Source organism: Paenibacillus nasutitermitis, from assembly GCF_014641075.1.
In the GTDB taxonomy this organism is placed as follows: domain Bacteria; phylum Bacillota; class Bacilli; order Paenibacillales; family Paenibacillaceae; genus Paenibacillus_Z; species Paenibacillus_Z nasutitermitis.
This window is the reverse complement of record NZ_BMHP01000001.1, coordinates 154,960-173,914: the sequence shown is the minus strand read 5'-3', so window position 1 is coordinate 173,914 and position 18,955 is coordinate 154,960. Positions and strand designations below refer to the sequence as shown.

Sequence of the window (18,955 nt, the reverse complement as noted above, 5' to 3'; positions counted from 1 at the left end):
TATGTGGTCATTTGGTGAACCTTCTAGAATAAATTCCGATTGATTTTCACTACCACTTTCCGTACGTCTGAGCTTGCAGCTTCCGTTAAGCCTGGCCGATGAATGTCTTCGGGAAAAAGCACCATAAACATGCCCGGCTTCAGTTTGACCAGGGACTCCTCTTCGAGCCCGGCGAATAAGGCGAAGTCTTCTTCCGGATTATAGGACTGACAGGGTTTACAATTGTCATCCTGCATCTTCCAGCCAATCGTCTCCTTACCCTGAAGCAGGTAATGAATATCGAGGAAGTTCTCATGCTTCTCGGCAGGCTGATCTGCTATGCCCTTGGTCTTGATTTCCATGACCAGCGCAAACATATCGCCGCCCCAAATCGGATATTTGCCTACTTCCAGCATGCCCAAATCTGTCTTTGCCAAATAATCAATTGCCTTGCGCAGAACAGGATGCGCAAACTTGCGCCTGCTTGCCCAATGTTCCATGGAACCGACGATCATCCGCCATCCCTCCCTCTTCTTACATGTAAGCCCTTCCTAAATGGTGACCGGAAAGTCTTATAAGCAAATTATAGCTTTGCGGATCGGCCCCAAACAGGAACGGAATTTTCAACATTATTCAACATCTTTCGAAAATGAGAGCGTATTCAGAATCTTTCACCCAAAAATGTTCACAATTTTTCGATCCCGGTTTGGATAGCAAAAAAACCATCCTTGGCGGGATGGTGAGAAGGAAAAAACTTATTTTTGATGCATGGACCGATATTTTTGCGGGCTGACACCTTTGATTTTCTTGAAAATACGGCCGAAATAGTTGATATTCTCATAACCGACCTGCTCCGCAATCAAATAGCTCGGCAAATCCGTATCGACCAGATAGCTAGCCGCCTGTTCAATACGCAAGGAGTTGATCCAATCCGTAAATCCCGACCCGGTTTCCTTCTTGAATAAGGTGCTTAAATAACTTTCGCTCATATTAATCATTTCCGCCGCCTGCTTCAGCGAAATATCCTTCGTATAGTTCTGCCTCATATAGGCAAGCAATTGCTTCATGTCTTCCCGGGACGTCTCCCGCAAACCGCTGTCGTACATCCTGGCCTTCGCCTGCGAGTAAAAACGGCGCAGATCCCCCCAATCATGCAGAGCATCGCTGGCCTCGGCATGCAGCGAAATCCCCAGCAGAAGATTCGATGCGCTGGTCAAGCTTCCGACCGCGGCATCCAGCTGCAAGCGTTTATCATCTGCTGCCGTCAGCAGGACAACGATTTCCTGGTGGCCGATGGTCAGCGGGTTGCTGTCCAGCCAAGTATCCAGCTCAGATTGAATCAAGTGGATTAACAGCTGGATCGCAGATGATTCCGGTCCGGCTTCCCGCACATGCCTGATAACGAGTACCAGCAGTACGCGATGCGGCGGAAGCTCCGCTTCCTCCCCGCTGTCAGCACCTTCTTCTCCAAGGATAATCTGCAGCTGCCGGGCAGCTGCATCCATGCGGGATTCCCTTAAACCGGCGGTCTTCGCCGGAGACTGCGGCTGCTCGTATCCGCGGGCCAGCTTGCCCGCCGCTTCGACCAGCAGATCCAGCAGCTCGACCGGCTTCATCGACGTTTTCAACAAATAATCCTCTACGCCAAGCTTCATCGCCTTGCGTACATATTCAAATTCATCATGGCTGCTGAGCACGATAATGAGAGTCTTCGGATACCGCTGCCTGACCGCTTCAATTAATTCCAGCCCGTTCATGCGGGGCATCACAATATCGGTGAGCAGAATATCCGGGACGCTCATCTGCATCAGCTCCAGCGCCTTCTCCCCGTCCGAAGCGTCGCCAATAAATTCAAAATCATGCTTGTCCCAGTCGATTAACGACTTAATCCCCAACCTTACCAGCAGCTCATCATCAACGAGCATTACTTTAAGTTTCATGGCCCGGTCCTTTCTCTGCTTTCTTAATGGGGAGCTGATATTCCACAGCCGTTCCTTCACCAGGAACGCTGGTTATGCGGATACCGAATTCTTCTCCGTACTGCAGCCTTATCCGGTCATGTACATTCTTGACGCCAATCCGTTCAGGAGGCGGATCAGCCGATCCGGCCGCCAGCCGCCGGTTCAGCTCCTCCAGCTTTCCGCTCTCAATGCCGACCCCGTTGTCCTGAACCACTAACACAAACCGTTCGCCTTCCTGCCTGGCCCGGATAGTAATGCAGCCTTTCCCGGCCATCGGCTCTATCCCGTGAAACAGACTGTTCTCGATAATGGGCTGCAGCATAATGTTAATCACTTCCTGCTCCATCAGCATCTCCGGGATATCCACTACCACCGACAACTGATCGTGAAATTTCATTTTCATCAAGCCGATATAGTTCTCAATATAGTCAAGCTCCTGCCGCAGCGGAATAAGGCTGGCCCCTCTGCCGATGCTTCCTTCCAGCATGCCGCCAAGATTCGAGAGCATATCCCCGACTTCGCCATCATTGCGTATATAGGCCATCCATTTGATATTATTCAAGGTGTTCAGAATAAAATGAGGGTTAATTTGGGCCTGCAGAGCACGAAAACGCATGTCTTCCTTCTGCTCGTATTCTTCCTTCACCCTTGAAAGAAGTCCCCGGATTTCATTGACCATCTTATTGTACGTTTCAATAAGCGAAGCGATTTCTTCGGGTCCGGTTACGGCTATTGCGGAATAGAAGCCTCTCTCCTCCAGTTCCTGCATTCGTTTTCTCAGCAGCTTCAGGGGCTTGGAAATGCCGTAGGAGATGGACAGGGTTATGATGGAAAAAATAATAAAAATAATAATGAAAATAAGGATGTTCGCTCTGCGGATATCAAATATTTCCTTAAACACGGTGTCGTAGGGAACAACTTGTATGATCTTCCAGCCATTGATGTGAACCGTATCGTAATTAACAATCCATTTCTGCCCTTCTTTCTTGATAATTTGCTGGCCTTTTGTTCCTTTCCATACTCCAGCCGCGTCGATTTCTTCCGATGCCTGCTGCCCGATCCTTGGCTGATCGGTGCTTGATAGAATGGTGCCCTGCTTGTCTATGAGATACACGGAGCCCTGAAGACCTTTCAAATATTTGCGCAGCTCCGTCTCGGCCACACTGAATACAATCATCCCGATATTGTCGGTGGTTTGAAGCTCCGTGATCGTTTTGACCAAGGTGATAATAGGCTTGCGGTCGGAATATAACAATTGTTTATTATTAAGCATCCATTTGATCTGGTACGGCTTGCCGATCATTTCGCGGTACCAGCCCGAACCGACATACTCCTGGATCAGATGCTCAGGCATATAGCTTGTACTTAGCCAGTTAGCCTGACGGTCGAACAAGGTCACATAGGTGTTTGTAAAATACGAGCTGAACAACCGGTTTAATACGGTGTCGTTCAAGCGCAGCTTCTCATATTCGCTGAAAGCGCCGGGATCCTTAAGAAGCTTCGTAATATCGGGGTTTATGGTAATATCGACGGCTGAATTAAGCATGTCCTCAAGAAATAAGCCGACATTGAAATTAACCAGATACAAAGCATCCTGCGCTGAGCTGCCTATTTTTTGCTCGATGACCTTTTCCAATGGCTTGTCCATCATATAAAATGTTAACAGGAAGGGAATGATAAGGAAGATGAGAACCGAGAAAAAAATCTTGTTGCGGATTGAGTTCCAGCGGCCCAAAAGATGACGCAAACCCATCATGGATACTCTCTCCCCTCGCATCTGGCAGTCCCATCACCGTGACCGGGACAAGACAATATTCATTAGTATTCCACAACTCCTATTCTTTTTACAATCCTTCTTTACAACTTATGCCGCCCACCGGCTGGCAGCAGGCAGCAGCTTGTTTTATCACGGTAAAGCGACCTTGCTTTAAATCGCTTGCTTGCGGCAGGACGCCGGATCGGATAAAATTCATATCAATTCACAAAAAGAATCGCACAGGCGATGAAGGAAAAAGTACGCAGATGATCATCTACCGACAGGGACGGAGCGCCATGGACTGAAAGCGCCCGGGAAAATGACCTGCTGAAGTTCACTCCCGAGCCGGCACCTGAATGCATGCCCGTTACCACTGGCTGCACTAGGGCTTCCCGTATTCCCTGCGTTAAAGGGTTTCAAGAGAGCGGATGGTCATTGATATCCATCATCAGCTCTGAATAAGGGTGGTACCACGACTCCTCGTCCCTTGACGAGGGGTCTTTTTGCATTTTATACCAAAGGAGCGGATTACTGTGAGCCACAAGAATTTGGATGTGTTACGCAAAAAAATGGATTCCGTAAATGTACAGCTGCTGGAGCTGTTGTCCCAGAGAGCGCGGATTGTCCAGGAAATCGGACAAGAGAAAGAAAAACAAGGGGTGCCGAAATTCGATCCCGTGCGCGAGAAAAGCATGCTGGATGATTTGATAGCCCGCAATGACGGCCCATTCGACGATGAAAGCATCCGTCATCTGTTCAAGCAGATATTCCAGGCCTCGCTGAAGCTCCAGATTGAGGCTGAACATAAAGAACTGCTTGTAAGCCGAAAAAGCCAGAAGGAAAATACGGTTGTAACCGTAGGCGCAACAAGCGTCGGAAACGGAAAACCACTGATCATCGCGGGTCCCTGCTCCGTCGAGAGTTACGACCAGGTCCGTAAAGTGGCGGCATTACTGAAGGAAACGGGAATAACCGTTATGCGCGGAGGCGCGTTCAAGCCAAGAACCTCGCCTTATGACTTCCAGGGGCTCGGAATCGAAGGATTGAAGATTCTGAAGGAAGCCGCTTCCGAGTTCGGATTAAAAACGATTAGCGAGATCGTAGACCCCGCCCATATCGAGCTGGCTGGCGAATATATCGATATCATTCAAATTGGCGCCCGAAATATGCAGAACTTCGAGCTGCTTAAAGCTGCTGGCGAGGTGAGAACGCCCATTCTGTTAAAACGGGGACTGGCAGCTACGCTGGACGAATTTCTGCATTCCGCAGAATACATCCTGTCCCGCGGAAATACGCAAGTCATGCTGATTGAGCGGGGCATTCGAACCTATGAGAAAGCTACCCGCAATACACTCGATATCTCGGCGGTGCCGATCCTGAAGCTGGAAAGTCATCTTCCCGTTCTCGTTGACGTTACCCATTCGACTGGACGGAAAGATATTCTGGCCCCCTGCGCCAAAGCCGCCCTTGCCGCCGGAGCCGACGGCGTTATGCTGGAGGTCCATCCGGATCCCGCTACCGCGCTCTCCGATGCAGCGCAGCAGTTGAATTTCGCGGAATTCCGCAGCTTCCTTGCGGAGGTTAAGGATTCCGGATTATTGTAGCATCACGGAGGCTTCCGGATATTTACTCACCCACGGACACAGAAGTTTCCGAAAAAGACCCACGGCAAAAAAGTCCACAAACAACTTAAAAAACATTGTTGAATGGACTTTTTGTCGTATGCGGTTAATCACAGATCGCTTTCACAAACCTATTCCAACAAAGATCCGGCTTGCCGAATAATCTCCTCGACAATCGTCTTCGCACTTTGCCCCGATGTCAGCATTCGGGTGCCTTGCCCCGTCCACAAAGACATATATTCAGGGTTATTTTGGTCGGCTGCGCCATTACGTATATCCCGGGTTGCCGTATTTTGCGTCGGAAACGGAAGCGGATCCACCCCGCTGCGGTCCCAGGCTTTAACAAAATCGTTGTTAACTCCTCTGGCTGGACGCCCCGAGAACGCTTTGGTAATGACTGAGCTCTCCTCGGTGCTGGCCAGCAAACGCTGCTGATAAGCAGCATGTGCGCCGGATTCCGCTGCAGTCAGAAAACGTGTGCCCATCTGTACTCCCTGTGCTCCAAGCGCAAGGGCTGCAACCAGCCCACGGCCGTCCATAACTCCGCCTGAAGCGATAACGGGAATATGAACGCGGTCGGCAATCTGCGGTATTAGCGCCATAGAGCCAATATTTGCCCCCATTGGATGCTCCGTCAGATCAAAGGTTCCTCGGTGTCCACCGGCTTCGCTGCCTTGAGCGACAACAGCATCACATCCTGCCTGCTCGGCCGCAATAGCCTCGCGAACTGTCGTAGCCATGGCAATGATGCGGGTTCCGGCGCTTTTCGCTTGCTCCATGATGCGGGGCGGAGCAATACCGAACGCCGTGCTGATAATCGGCACCTGCTCCTCCAGCAATACGGCGAATTGCGCTTCAATAAAATCAGGAGTGTTGACAGCTGTAAGGTCAGCCGCTGCAAGTCCAAGCGTGTTCCGCATTGGGTTTAGCGCTTGTTGCACTTCTTCCGTCCTCGTGTTGTCATCCCTAAGACTGACAGAAAACAAATTCACCGCAAAGGGCCGGTCCGTCAGATCTCGTATGCCCCTGATCGCGCTACGAATCGCTTGGGGCTCCATATAAGCCGCCCCCAACGTTCCCAGGCCTCCTGCCTTGGACACCGCAGACACAAGCTCCACTGTCGTAGGTCCCCCGGCCATACCCGCCAGAATAATGGGATAACGTATATTCAATAAGGAACAAAGCTCAGTCTCCAGTTTCAAACGCATGGCATTCCACCCACTTCAAGCAGATTATGAACGGGCTGTTCGGCGTCACAGGACACAAACGGCCTTGAAGCATTCGATCTGTCTCATTTCCATCGAGCTCGTCATTTCCTTTGTACGGGAACAAGGAGCTTTTATTCAGTGTACACGATCCTTCCATGCTGGAACAACCGCCCGACCATGAACCTCAGCAAAACTACAAATCCAATGATCAGCCTGGATCGGTGGGCAAACGCTCATACCAATATCCGGGAATCCGGCTATTCAGACGCATCAGCGCTTCAAGAAAGAAATAATCGCCCCAAATCATAAAATCATCTGGAGAAATGCCGCCTCTCACGGAATAGGAGCCATGCCTCAAGAAGCCTTCTTCAGTTGGGCTTCCGGCGGTAAAATAGTGATCAATCAATGAGGTCATGGATTGTTCTGCGGCCTGGCGGAAATATTCCCGTTCCGGATCGCCGTCCGGCAAATGCTCAACCAGTTCCAGCAGCCCGCAGACGGCAATTGAGGAAGCGGAACTGTCTCTTGGCGTGCCGCTAACCTGCGGGGCATCGAAATCCCAATAGGCAACCTGATCTTCGGGCAGATGGGCGATGAAATACCGCGCCAGCCGCTTTGAGGTCTCCAGGAAATAAGGTTCTTTAAACTGGCGGTAAGCCAATGCGAATCCATAAATCCCCCACGCTTGCCCGCGGGTCCAAGTCGATCCGTCGCTAAAGCCTTGATGTGTTCCACCATTTAGGGGATCTCCGGTTGCCTGATGAAAATAAAACGTATGATAAGAAGAGTCGTCTCCCCTTACCAGGAAACGTCGGCTCTTATCGGCGTGAATGCGGGCAATCTTCATATATTCAGGATCGCCGGTCTGCTCCGCGGCCCAATAAAGCAGCGGCAGGTTCATCAAACAGTCGATAATAATGCGTCCGCCGTTCTCCGAATCGCCCTCTGGACCCCACGCCTGGATAATCTGCGCGCTTGGCCTCCACCGTCTCATCAGCCTGTCCGCCGCTTCAAGCGCCGTTTGCCGGGAAGACTCGTTCTTCTCTACAATCCACTGGGCTTTGGCGGATAAGGAATACAGAAACCCGATATCGTGATGTTCGAGATAATTCCCCTGCTCCAGCCTCTCTTTTAACGAGGCGACGCTGCTCACGGCAGCTTCTCTTATCGCCGGATCCCCGCTGTACTCATAGCTCAGCCATAAGATGCCCGGCCAGAAACCTTCCGTCCAGCTTGCATGATCGGTCAGCTGGTACTTGCCGTCTCCATCGCTTACGTACGGAAACTGGCTCTTAAATCGGCTAATATTCACAGAGGTTGTGAGCATTGCTTTGTCTAATGCATCAGTCCAGTTCATAAAGGCCTCCTGTTAAAACGATTTGGGTTTGCTTTGACGAATTTGGAACAGGCTCGAGGTTTGGTGGTCGGGCATCATATTGATTCTACACGACATTCCATGATGAGTCTGCACGTATAGGCTAGAGACAGCTGCCCGGCGTGCAGCCGCAAGCGGTAAACCGTTAACGTTTGGTCATCACGACCCGGCGTCTCGATCGTTTCCACATCCACCGACAGCTCTGAGGGATCGAATCGTAAAACAACTGTCCCATTCTCTCCCCGCCATGTCACCGTGCCGCTGCCGACAGCCGGTTTGTGAAAGCTGATGAAATGCTCCAATACGCTGCTCTTCGTCCCGTCTGTCTTTTCCTCAAATACAAAACGATCCGTTAGTGTAAGCACCGCTGCGCCTTCCTCCCGGTAGTTCTCCCACTCGAATAACCGGTGAAACGAGCGGATCTGCGCCTCCGGTCCGTAAGCAAGCGTCAAATCCAGCTCGAACCGGACTGTGCCGTTCTCCGACTCGTTTCTCGTAACTACCGCCAGATGAGCTTGGCCAGCCGCCTGCTGCTGCCCGTTGATAACCGGAACCGAATGTCCAGCAGAGGAAGTATGCAGATGGGCATATCGCGCTTCTCCGAAGTATCCGCTCGTATACACCCCCATTCCCAGATCCGCCAGCAACGAGTCGCCGCCGGTATGAAGAATGAAATGGCCAAGGTCGTTATGATTATGAGGCTCATTATTATGACCACCTTTGGCCGAGAAAGCAAGCAAGCCCTTTGGCGTGGCGTGCTTCACCACCAGCCACTCCGTACTGGGAAAGTAATAGCTGCCCTCCGCATCCCGGCCCTCAAGACATTCGGGTTCTGTCCATAGCAGGTTGCGCACCACATGCGGCCAGCGGTAGCAGTGATCGTGATGAAACGGCGGGATGCCCGACGTTTCCGGGGGAGCGATGCCAAGTCTGCACGACAAACGGCTGATCAGCCCCGTGGGCATCCGAAACGTCGGCCTGCAATCCGAATAATTAATGCAGGCGGAAGCGCCGAGTGCGATGGTTCCCGGGAATTCCGCGATGCGTTTGATTTTGTCCGACTTCAACAAATCGATTGTACCATCGGTAAACTCGCGCAGCATCTCGGCCCAATAAACAAAATAACCAAAACCATAGATCCAGTATGAGGCACCTTCAGGGCAGCAGCCGTCATCCCCATAACCCGCCAGGAAGCTTTCCATGGCACTCACGACCCGATCCTGCATGCCCGCAAGCCGTTCCGGATCATCGACCAGAAGCAGCGCCGCCATGCCGACAGCCCCGCTGCATACGGCCGACCAGTTGTTCGTCATCGCGGTCCAGAAGAAATGGTGCGCGCCCTCGAACACAGGCCGGAATACGCGCTGTTCGATCTCTTCCCTTACCCGGTGCGTCACCCAGCCGTTCAAGCGGTTCCCTACGAGATACAGCACTTCGGCCAAAGCATGCGCCGTTTCAGCAGCGAATAAGTCAACGAAACGGTTCGGAGGAACATGCGCTGCCGACGCTTCATCTATCGGATGGGGAAGATGCGCCGGCACGGCCCAAGCGTACTCATTGCAAATGTCCCAGATCAGATTTTCGAGCGTTTCCTTATAAACATCCGAATTGTCAATGGCCATCGTCAGCGCCAGGGCAATCAAACGCCCCCTGCGCGCGAAATACGGTTTTTCGTATTCCTTGCGCGTACCCGACAAGCGTATGGTGTTAAAATCCGTAAACGTCAATGCAGGTATTGGCTCAAGCTTCGCCTTCTCCGCTTCCTCACGCATTTCCTTGATCAAATCGGCCAGGTGAGGCGCTTCTAGAAGTACCCGTCTTTTCCCGGGCGTCAGTTCTCCTCCCGCCAACGTTGCGGGTCGTTCTTGTACGGCTATGATTGCTTCTCTTAATTGACGGAAGGTAATCATCGGATTCTCCTTATAGCCTAAGTTTAGCCTGCAACCCGCACTTGACCGCTTAGCCCTTGACAGAGCCGATCATCGTTCCTTTCTCGAAATACCGGAGCAGGAACGGATACAGTACAAGCACCGGGAGCGCGGACACCACCACCATTGCCATCTTCAAGCTTTCCGGCGCTGGCGGAATCTGGTTTATCGCGGTCGTAAACGGGTCAAGCTGGTTCTCGATCAGAATTTGCCGGACGATCTGCTGAAGCACGAACTTCGATTGATCGGTGACGTACAGCAAATTGTCCATGAAGGCGTTGACGTGATATACAAGCGACCAGAGCCCGATCGTCACGAGCGCCGGCATCGACAGCGGCAGCACGATCCTGCGCAGGATGCGCAAATCGCGAGCCCCATCGATCCGGGCAGCTTCAATGAGCGCATTCGGAATCGAGCGGAAGAACGAAATCATCACCAATACCTCGAACGCATTCGCCGCTGGCGGCAGCACGTAAACCCACCGCGTATTCAGCAGATGAAGCTCCTTCAACAACAAGTAATTCGGCACGATCCCTCCGTCGAAGATCATCGTGAACAATAAGAGCATTACAAGCGCCCGCTTCATCGGAAATTCCGCGCGGGATAACGGATAAGCGGCACATACCGTGACCAGCAGCGTAAACGCGGTGCCGACCGCCATGCGAAACAGCGTATTCCCGTATCCAATCCAAATGAACGGATAATCGAGCAGCTGGCGGTACGCTTCAAATGTCGGATGCCGCGGAAACCAATGGAATCCGGTGCGCAGCGCCTCTCCGCGGTCGCTCAACGATACTGAAAGCACGTGAATGAACGGATAGACGACAATGACGGCGAGAAGCGCAAGTAAGCTATAGATCAAGCCAACGGCCAGTTTATCCTGCCAGGACTTTGATGTCATCGTGCGGTTCCTCCTACCATAAGCCGCTTTCCCCGCGGCTTAGTCTGCGAACAGCGAAGTTCGCGCCCAGAATCAATACCAGCCCGACCAAGGACTTGAATAAACCAATCGCGGCGGTATAGCTGTATTGGAACTGCTGCAAGCCGACCCGGTATACGTAGGTATCGATTACATCTCCGGTTTCAAAGTTGACGGGATTGAGCAGATTGATAATTTGTTCGAAATTGGCACTCAGAAAGCCGCCGAGGCTGAGAATGAACATGATCGCCACTGTCGGCATAATGGACGGGATGTTGATATGCAGCATACGCTGCCAGCGGTTCGCCCCGTCGATGACGGCCGATTCCTGCATTTCGGGATGAATGCCCGACAAAGCAGCAAAATAAATGATCGAACCCCAGCCGATATCCTTCAGGATGGCCGAAACGACGACGATCGGACGAAAATATTCTTTGCTCCCCATGTAGAACACCGGCTTTGCCCCAAACCACCCTGCGATATCGGCGGCAATGCCCGTCGTTGGCGACAGGAAATAAATGACGAGCCCGGACATGATGACCCACGAAACGAAATGCGGCAAATACATCGTCATCTGAACGAACCGTTGGAAGAATCGGGAACGAAGCTCATTAAGCAGCAGGGCCAATATGATCGGCGCTGGAAATGCAAATAGGAGCAAGTAGACATTGAGCAGTAGTGTGTTCTTGAGAAGCCGGTAAAAATCAGCGCTATGAAACAACGCGTCAAAATGCTTGAATCCGACCCATGGGCTTCCCCATATGCCGTCTACGACACGAAAATCTTTGAAGGCGATCAGAACACCGTAGATCGGCCCATACTTAAATACGAGGAAAAAGGCAAACGCAAACAGATAGAGCGCAAACAGCTCCCGGTGCTTCACGATGGTCTTCAATTATGCACTTCCTTAAGCCGGATCCGCTCCTTCCCTGGGAGGTGAGGAAAGTCCTCAACGTTAAGCTCCAAAGACCGCCCGGGGATAAGGAAACGCTCGAAATCCGATTATTTTTTAAACTGTTTCTGGTACAGCTCGTTAGCTTCCTGGGTCAGCTCGTCGCCGCCCTTCGCCTTCCATTCCGCTACGTATTTATCCCAATCGGTGAGCGGGATTTCCCCGCTGATCATTTGCGCGAAGTATTTTTGCGTGAGCGCCGTTAAATTCTGCTTATACTTGCCGTCTGAAGGCAATGCCGCAAACAGAAGCGCATCGGACCAGTTCGGTGCGGACGAATAGGCGCGAATCGCCTCGTTCAGTTTCGGGTTCGAGTACTTATCCCGATATTCCCGCGTCATAATATTGCCGAGCGAGAACAACCGGACGCCGACTGCATCGCGCTGCTCCTGCTTCTCAAATTCGGGCAGGAACTTGGTCGGACCGGAGGTCGCTCCGCTGTCCGCAAAGTCCCACTGCGTCCCCTTCACGCCAAGACTCGTCATATTGATCGTTTCTTCATCGTTACTCTCTGCGCGGAGAATCTCGAAGATCTTGCTCAGCTTCTCCGGATCGTCCTTCACTTTGCTGCCGATGACTATGAAATTGCTCTTAATCCCCCAGTCCCACGTGCCGTCGCCTCCCGGTCCCTCCGGATTCTTGCCGAGTTCAAGCTTGGCGTCCGGGTTCACGGCCTTCATGCCGACGAGCGTGGCGCCATCCTCTAGCGCGGCCTTGCCGATCTGCTCCTCAATGACGCCGATTCGGCCGTTATACAGCTTCTTTTGGTAAGAGTCCTGTGTATCCGTGATAAATTCCGGGTCGATGATGCCGTCTGCGTACCATTGCTGAAGTTTCGCGAGCGCGTCTTTTGCTTCCGGACGAATCGATCCGTTGACGAGCTGCCCGTTCTGTTCCTGCCACATAGTCGGCTCGATGCCGTATGCGCCGAAGATCGAATAGAAGCCGGTCCCCCAAGTCGAAGTCGCCGTGCCGGTTAATCCGTAGGTGTCATTCTTGCCATTTCCATCCGGGTCGTTCTTGGCGAAGGCATAGATAGCCTTCTCCAGCTCATCAAGCGTTTGCGGGATCTTCGCAATTCCTACTTTGTCGAGCCAATCCTTCCGCCACAACAATGTGAAATCATAGGGCTTCAAATCGATAAACATCGGAATCGCCCACAGCTTATCATCGAAGGTTACCGTTTGGAACAGCTCGTTGGAATTCTCGACGTCCTTGTAATACTCCGGCATCTGCTCCTTCACCATGTTCGGATCGATATTCATCAGCACACCCTGCGACTGGTAAGCGGACACGTTGGATGGATCTCCAAGCATGAACAGGTCCGGTACTTCACCGGAGGCGATACTGGCATCGGTTACTTTGACCGGCTTGATTTTGACGTTGAACTTTTGCTCCAGCCATTTCTGCACAGGAGAATCTTCAACGACCGCGTTCGCCTGGAATTGGATGCCCCACGTTAGTTCGACCGGTTTCTTGGCTGCACCCGGCTCGCCCGATTCCGCGTTATTCTTCTTATCTTCAGCACATCCGCTGAGCAATCCAGCCGCCATACTGGCTGTCAGTACGGCGAGAGCGATCGGCTTCATTTTTTTAACCAACATAATCTCCCCCTGCTTGCTTAATTGTTCCCGAGAAACGTTTCGCCCGGCCGGGAATGGGAACGGTTACAAGATTTACGATATACGACAGCATGCTGACGGCACAACCTTTTCATTCTATAATCCTTATGTTTTTCGTTTCCTGGCCAGATTTCGGCTATTATGTTATCCTGTTTTTTGAATGTTTTTCACGCCGCGCCATGCTCCGTCTACTGGATCCATGCTATAATTCCGTAGTGTTCGAATCGGACACCCAGTTGGTGTAAGCGTTAACATGAGAGGAGGAAAATGTGCATGCCCGGTGTTCACTTAATTCGAAACCATTCCTTATTCATCAAGCTGCTGCTGTCCATGACAGCGATCGTCGTGGTAACCGTCATCCTCATTTCCTCAATCACATATACCATTTCCGCCAATACGAGTATTAAAAACTCGGTCGCTTATAATCAGTCGGTATTGGAGCAGCAGCGGGAACTGCTTCATAAGGAGTTGTTGGAAGTCAAAAATGTGGCCACAAGCACGATGTTGACCCAGTCATATCTGTACCGTACGATTAACGACAAGCTAAGTGTCGGCTCGCTGATCGATTTGTCGCGGTATCTGGAGGAGCAGCAGAAGCTGAGTCCTTATATTGACTCCATCTATCTCGCCTACGGCAAGCTCGATCAGGTTCTTACCACCCGTTCCGATATTAAGATGTCTTCCATATCCTCGTTCACCGACCGCTCTTGGCTGCCAGAGATGAATCGGGAGGCCGGAAGCCGGACGGTATGGCTCACCAAACGTCCCGGCGGGCTTCCTCAGGGGGGGCCTGCCACAAGCTTAATGCAGAAAATGCCGCTCATTGGACCGGTCGAAGGCGCTGTCCTCATCAATTTGAAGCTTGACCTGCTTTTTACCGACTTTCTAAGCCATTATCATAACAAAAAGGGGACGACGCTGGTACTTGGGCCGCATGATGAGCTGCTTTACGGCGATTCGGCCGAAGCAGGAGCCCTTGTCACTCAGCTTGATGCGGAAGCTTTATCTTCTGCCGGAAGCGGTTCGTACGTAGACGGCCGCGACCGGATCGTAACGTTTACGACCTCCGGCTTGACCGGCTGGAAGTTTGTCAATTTGACCAAGCAATCCGTCCTGCTTCAGGGACTTGACCGCATAAAAACAATCGTGACCACTGTTTCCGTGCTCTACGTCACCATTGCGATTATCCTTTCCTTCTATATCTCGAAGCGGCTGTACCACCCGTTAAAGAGCGTCGTTGCCTATATTAGCGGCTCCAATGCGGCATCCAGTGCCTCCCTGGGCGAAGGAGCGAGCCCGGAAACTCCCCGTCCCCCCGCCGATGAGGCTAGCTTCATCCGGCAGTCGTTCGAAAGGCTAAGACACAGCCGGGAAGCGATCCTGAGCGAGAAAAAACAAGTGGAATCGCTGCTTGGCGTGAACCGGCCGGCAATCAAGGAGAAGTATTTAAACGATCTTATCAAAGGCCGTGCGAATTCCCCTCAAGGTGGCGGGCAAAATGAGGATGCGGTTAAGCTCCTGGGGCTGAAGCTGGATTTTGCGCGTTTTGCCGTCCTTACCTTGGAGCTGGAGGGGCCGAGACTGCTTAACGACACGACCGATAAGCTTCATTTTCACTTGTTTCAGTACGGCTTGATCGAGGAGTTCGACATTGACGGCGAAATATTCGCCCGGGACGATGAACGGACGGTCTTCCTTCAAACCGTGCCAGTCGGCAAAGACGAGCTTCCTGTCGAGCTCGCAGAGAGACTACAGAAGCATATGGAAATCCGATATGGCATCACCGCGACGATCGGCATTAGCCGCATCTGCTCCGGGGTGCAATCGGTCCAGTCGGCTTACCAGGAAACGGTCGAAGCACTTAGTCTCAAAATGTACGTGGGCAATGGCGAAATCATCCCCTATGCGATCGTCGCCAGTTGGAAGCAGGATAAAGCTAAAGACACCTACTATTATCCGTACGAGCTCGAAACGAAGCTGCTTCAAGCGCTGCTTCAGCTGAATGAGGAGGAATGCGCGGCATTGATCAGCCGAATCACCCGGGAGGCGATCGAGCGCAGGCTGGGAAAAGCCAATGTCCAGCAGCTCTTCTTTCATTTAAGCGGGGAAATCGTGAAAACGCTTGTTCAAACCGGAGGCGATATGTCCATTGTGCTCGGCGACCGGCCGTTTGGACTATCCAGTGTCCAAACGCTTCACAATATGGAAGCATGCCTGCAGGAAATGTGCGCTAGAATCATCGCTCATAACCGGGACAAGCGGCTGATGATGAACGACGTTACGCTGCGGCTTGCAACCGAATTCATGGACCACAATTTCAACAATAATATTTCGATCGAAATGGTCGCTGAACACGTGCAGCGCAGCACCTCCTTCTTGAGCCGGATCTTCAAGGAAGCGACGGGCACAACCATCAACGATTATTTGATCCAGCTTCGGATCAAACGTGCCTGTGAACTGCTCAAGCAGCCCAAATATTCAATGGAGGACATCTGCCGTGAAATCGGCTATTCCAATGTCAGCTACTTCAACAAGCTGTTCAAGTCGCGCACAGGGAATACGCCGGGGCAATACCGGTTGCTTGAGGCGGCATACCAGCATCCCGGCGTAATACCGGATGAAACACCTTCTCCTTAAATCTGGAAACCCGCCACCGTCCTCCATCGGCGGTCGCATAAGGCCAAGCTCCGCCAATAAAAATATTTGCCCTTAAGACTTTTTTGACAAACAAAAAAAACCTCATCCCGATGGGACGAGAGTTGTGATCAGCATCAATTTCCTCTAAATTATAATCAATGATATTAGAGATTCTCAGTTTGACGCGTCTTGTTTTCAGTTGCTTAATATAATTCGATACATGGCGATCACGTGCCAGGACGGCGGAAATTAAGGCTTGTCATCCGGAAATTGTAGTACCCCCCTGTACATGCGCAGCGTGCCTTGATAGGCGCGTTTCATCCGCACCAACTGTTCCGCGGGGAATTCGTCCCGTTTTTTAATCGCTTCATGCAGCGGCACGATGCGGCACATCGCGGGTTTGCAATTCTTCATGATGCTAACCCAGGTCGGCACGCCCTCGACGCCGACGAGTTGGACGGGGCCGCCGGGATTTTTGCGAAGCTTAAGTCTAAGGATGATGCCGGTCAGAGCCGCATCCTTGCCGTGAAGTCGGGTGGAGATAAAGTTGCCAAGAGAGTAGATGGCGAACCGTTTTCTTGTTCGTCCTGTGATGTCCTTCATGGTTCGTGTCATCGCCGGCTGAAGGACATGCGGATGCGACCCCAGCACCACGTCCGCGCCGTTCCGGAACAGGAAGCGGACCCACTCCTTCTGGTGGGCGACCGGGCTTTGCTCGTACTCGAGTCCGCAATGCATGCACACGATAATAAAATCCGCGGCTGTTCGCAGCCGTTTCAGATCGTTCTTTATCCTCGCGCGTACGAGCTTTTTGACACCTGCTGGCTGTCCTTTCGGTACGGGCATGCCGTTCGTATCCCGCGTATACGACAGGATGCCGATACGGACTCCTTCGACATTCCGCACACAGAGCGCCCGCGATTCCTGTGCAGTCCGGTACGTTCCGACGTGATCGAGGCCGTTCTTGTCGAGCACATCTAGCGTCCGTTTGAGTCCGCGAACGCCGTAATCCGCACAATGGTTGTTGGCCGTCGCAATCACGTCGAAGCCAGCCGCCGACAGCGCCGGCGCGAAAGCGTCCGGGCTTTTGAACACCGGATTGCCGTTCTTTGGATTGCGTCTCGCCTTATAGAAGCTGACATCCGGACCGCCTGCGAAGGTAGTTTCCAGATTACCTATCGTCAAATGCGCATCTTGCAAATAACGGGTAACCGGTTCGAACATCCGCTTGAACGTATAGGTGGTCTCTCCTTGATCGTTCGTGCCCACTGATTGTCCGCCGGAACGAAGCAATTGGATGAGCAACGGCTTCATCAACAGATCGCCGACCGCCACAATTACAATTTCCTTCGACATCTCATCCTCCATTGATTGGGCTGCATTCCGATATGCTACTTTATGCAATCCTTAGTGGCGGCGGACCGATTCGGAAACAAAAAAGAGACTCACTACTTCCATCACGTTGTCCCAGGATGCCGTTCACCGGCAGATACGAATGTTGCGTTAACCTGCCCATTCGTAACGCAAAATGGAGCTGCTGCCTCCGGCGAACTGCTCCATTTTGCGTTCAACTATCATGTAACGTTAGCAAAGTTTTTTTTAACACAAGCCCTCGTACATTTAAACACGCCTTTGAAGCTTGATATTACATTCAGACGTTGTCGCAATGACATTAAATGGCTGACAGTGGCGTCTATTCCACTTTCCTCTTAGATTTCACGATTCACGCCATCAATCAGGTCTTCTCCAATTTCAGTTATCCCACCAGGATACACCCAACCATCGTCATGGGCTTTTACTAATAGGATATTTCCATTTTCATCTTCTACAACCGGACGATCGCGGCGGTCCCCTTTGCCGCACGGCCCTGGTTTAAGACGACTGCGCTTCTTCCCTTCGTAGCACTCGGATCGCGTAGTCGCGGCCGAACCGCGGCGAGAGCGCGGTCCAGAACGAGAAGAGCGCCTTCTCGATCTCGGCCATTGCTTCCGCACCACCCGTGTCCACCATGTCAAATCCGGCTTCTGCGCCCAGCAGGAAGACGGTTTGCTTGGCTTCTTCGTCCTCACCGTTTATGAAGAGCGTTGCGTTCGCCATGCCGAACCGCGGGTTCGCAAGCGCCTCCCACGTCGACGTATGGAACGCCCGGACGACGCGTGCGCCGTTCGCGAGCCTCCGCACCTCCGCGTCCGCCGACCGCCCGTCGAACAAAATCGTCGCATTGACAACGATTTTCCGCCGCAGGTCTCCCGCCTCCTCCAGCACACGCTCGATTTCCGTGCCGGGAACAGCCAATATGACTACTTCGCCGAAAGCGGTCGCCTCCTTGACGGACGCCGCCGCGGCGTTCGGGCCGATCGATTCAAGCAGCGCACGCATCCGTTCGCTTTGCGGATCCCGCGAACCGAACGTCACCAGGTGACCTTTCGCCGCCCATGCTTTCCCCAATGTTCCGCCGATGTTTCCCGACCCGATAATAGCAATGTTCATGCTCGCATCTCCTCTGCATAGGTTCTTGGAGGCTCGAACGCCGGAACTTTCGAAACCTTTACGGCGTCCCGTCCAACAGTTCGTTGTACAGGCGAATGTTGTTTTTCGTCTGATCGATCAGCTCGTCGAGTTCGCGGCGCTGCGTCTCCATCCGGACCAAGTTGTCCGTCAGCAGGACGATTCGATCCCGTAGAACAGCTTCGTCTCCGTCATGCATTGACGAGTGTTCGGTCACACATCGTTTCGTGCTCGTAAACGTCTTGATTTCTTCCAAAGACAATCCCAGCCGTTTCAAACATTTCACTCCGGACAGCAATTGGAGATCGTCGTCGCTAAACACACGCGCGCCACCCGGCTTTTTACGCTGCGGCTTAAGCAGCTCGATTTTCTCGTAATACCTGAGCGTATCGTGTCCAAACCCCGTCATATCTACGACTTGACCGATCGTGTACAACGAGCGCACCTCCTTTCATTTCGCATTCTACATGCTGGAGGCGACTCCAGGT

At 52.3% G+C, this 18,955-nt stretch carries 14 protein-coding genes; 2 read left to right on the top strand and 12 right to left on the bottom strand.

What is annotated here, in order from left to right; translation table 11 throughout:
- Positions 1 to 23 precede the first annotated feature (23 nt).
- The 3 genes from IEY46_RS00725 to IEY46_RS00715 form a co-directional block, all read right to left on the bottom strand.
- Positions 24 to 494 (bottom strand): NanQ anomerase/TabA/YiaL family protein, encoded by a 471-nt coding sequence (locus IEY46_RS00725; protein WP_188988186.1) that lies wholly within the window; start codon positions 492 to 494, stop codon positions 24 to 26.
- 240 nt (positions 495 to 734) lie between these two features.
- Entirely contained in the window at positions 735 to 1,919 is a 1,185-nt protein-coding gene (locus IEY46_RS00720) for a response regulator (protein WP_188988184.1), read from the bottom strand.
- Positions 1,909 to 3,696, bottom strand: a complete 1,788-nt coding sequence (locus tag IEY46_RS00715; RefSeq protein WP_229749974.1) for a sensor histidine kinase — start codon at positions 3,694 to 3,696, stop codon at positions 1,909 to 1,911. The genes IEY46_RS00720 and IEY46_RS00715 overlap by 11 nt, the downstream gene beginning before the upstream one ends.
- 527 nt (positions 3,697 to 4,223) lie before the next feature.
- Here IEY46_RS00715 and IEY46_RS00710 point away from each other — a divergent pair.
- Positions 4,224 to 5,300: a bifunctional 3-deoxy-7-phosphoheptulonate synthase/chorismate mutase gene (locus tag IEY46_RS00710; RefSeq protein ID WP_373288777.1), complete on the top strand. Its 1,077-nt coding sequence runs from the start codon at positions 4,224 to 4,226 to the stop codon at positions 5,298 to 5,300.
- Between the two features lie 149 nt (positions 5,301 to 5,449).
- Here the strand turns inward: IEY46_RS00710 and IEY46_RS00705 are convergent, their stop codons facing one another.
- The 6 genes from IEY46_RS00705 to IEY46_RS00680 form a co-directional block, all read right to left on the bottom strand.
- The gene (locus tag IEY46_RS00705; protein ID WP_188988180.1) at positions 5,450 to 6,526 is read right to left on the bottom strand and encodes an NAD(P)H-dependent flavin oxidoreductase; all 1,077 of its coding nucleotides are present in this window, start codon (positions 6,524 to 6,526) and stop codon (positions 5,450 to 5,452) included.
- A gap of 208 nt (positions 6,527 to 6,734) precedes the next feature.
- Positions 6,735 to 7,883, bottom strand: a complete 1,149-nt coding sequence (locus tag IEY46_RS00700; RefSeq protein ID WP_188988178.1) for a glycoside hydrolase family 88 protein — start codon at positions 7,881 to 7,883, stop codon at positions 6,735 to 6,737.
- A 74-nt stretch (positions 7,884 to 7,957) separates the two neighbouring features.
- Positions 7,958 to 9,811, bottom strand: coding sequence for a heparinase II/III domain-containing protein (locus IEY46_RS00695; RefSeq protein ID WP_188988176.1), 1,854 nt, complete (start codon positions 9,809 to 9,811; stop codon positions 7,958 to 7,960).
- Between the two features lie 49 nt (positions 9,812 to 9,860).
- Complete coding sequence (locus tag IEY46_RS00690; RefSeq protein WP_188988174.1) at positions 9,861 to 10,730, bottom strand: carbohydrate ABC transporter permease; 870 nt, start codon at positions 10,728 to 10,730, stop codon at positions 9,861 to 9,863.
- 13 nt (positions 10,731 to 10,743) lie between these two features.
- Positions 10,744 to 11,643 (bottom strand): ABC transporter permease, encoded by a 900-nt coding sequence (locus IEY46_RS00685; RefSeq protein ID WP_188988172.1) that lies wholly within the window; start codon positions 11,641 to 11,643, stop codon positions 10,744 to 10,746.
- Between the two features lie 107 nt (positions 11,644 to 11,750).
- On the bottom strand, positions 11,751 to 13,304 hold the full coding sequence (locus tag IEY46_RS00680) for an extracellular solute-binding protein (RefSeq protein WP_229749973.1): 1,554 nt from the start codon (positions 13,302 to 13,304) through the stop codon (positions 11,751 to 11,753).
- A 291-nt stretch (positions 13,305 to 13,595) separates the two neighbouring features.
- On the opposite strand from IEY46_RS00680, the gene IEY46_RS00675 reads away from it, so the two are divergent.
- Positions 13,596 to 15,959 carry a helix-turn-helix domain-containing protein gene (locus IEY46_RS00675; protein WP_188988168.1) on the top strand — a complete coding sequence of 788 codons (2,364 nt, stop codon included), beginning with the start codon at positions 13,596 to 13,598 and terminating at the stop codon, positions 15,957 to 15,959.
- 249 nt (positions 15,960 to 16,208) lie between these two features.
- Here the strand turns inward: IEY46_RS00675 and IEY46_RS00670 are convergent, their stop codons facing one another.
- The 3 genes from IEY46_RS00670 to IEY46_RS00660 all read right to left on the bottom strand — a co-directional run bounded on the left by IEY46_RS00670 (position 16,209) and on the right by IEY46_RS00660 (position 18,903).
- Positions 16,209 to 17,315 carry a CapA family protein gene (locus IEY46_RS00670; RefSeq protein WP_188988166.1) on the bottom strand — a complete coding sequence of 369 codons (1,107 nt, stop codon included), beginning with the start codon at positions 17,313 to 17,315 and terminating at the stop codon, positions 16,209 to 16,211.
- A 516-nt stretch (positions 17,316 to 17,831) separates the two neighbouring features.
- The gene (locus IEY46_RS00665) at positions 17,832 to 18,449 is read right to left on the bottom strand and encodes an NADPH-dependent F420 reductase (RefSeq protein ID WP_188988164.1); all 618 of its coding nucleotides are present in this window, start codon (positions 18,447 to 18,449) and stop codon (positions 17,832 to 17,834) included.
- Positions 18,450 to 18,507: 58 nt separating this feature from the next.
- Positions 18,508 to 18,903: a MerR family transcriptional regulator gene (locus IEY46_RS00660; protein ID WP_188988162.1), complete on the bottom strand. Its 396-nt coding sequence runs from the start codon at positions 18,901 to 18,903 to the stop codon at positions 18,508 to 18,510.
- Between the last annotated feature and the right edge of the window lie 52 nt (positions 18,904 to 18,955).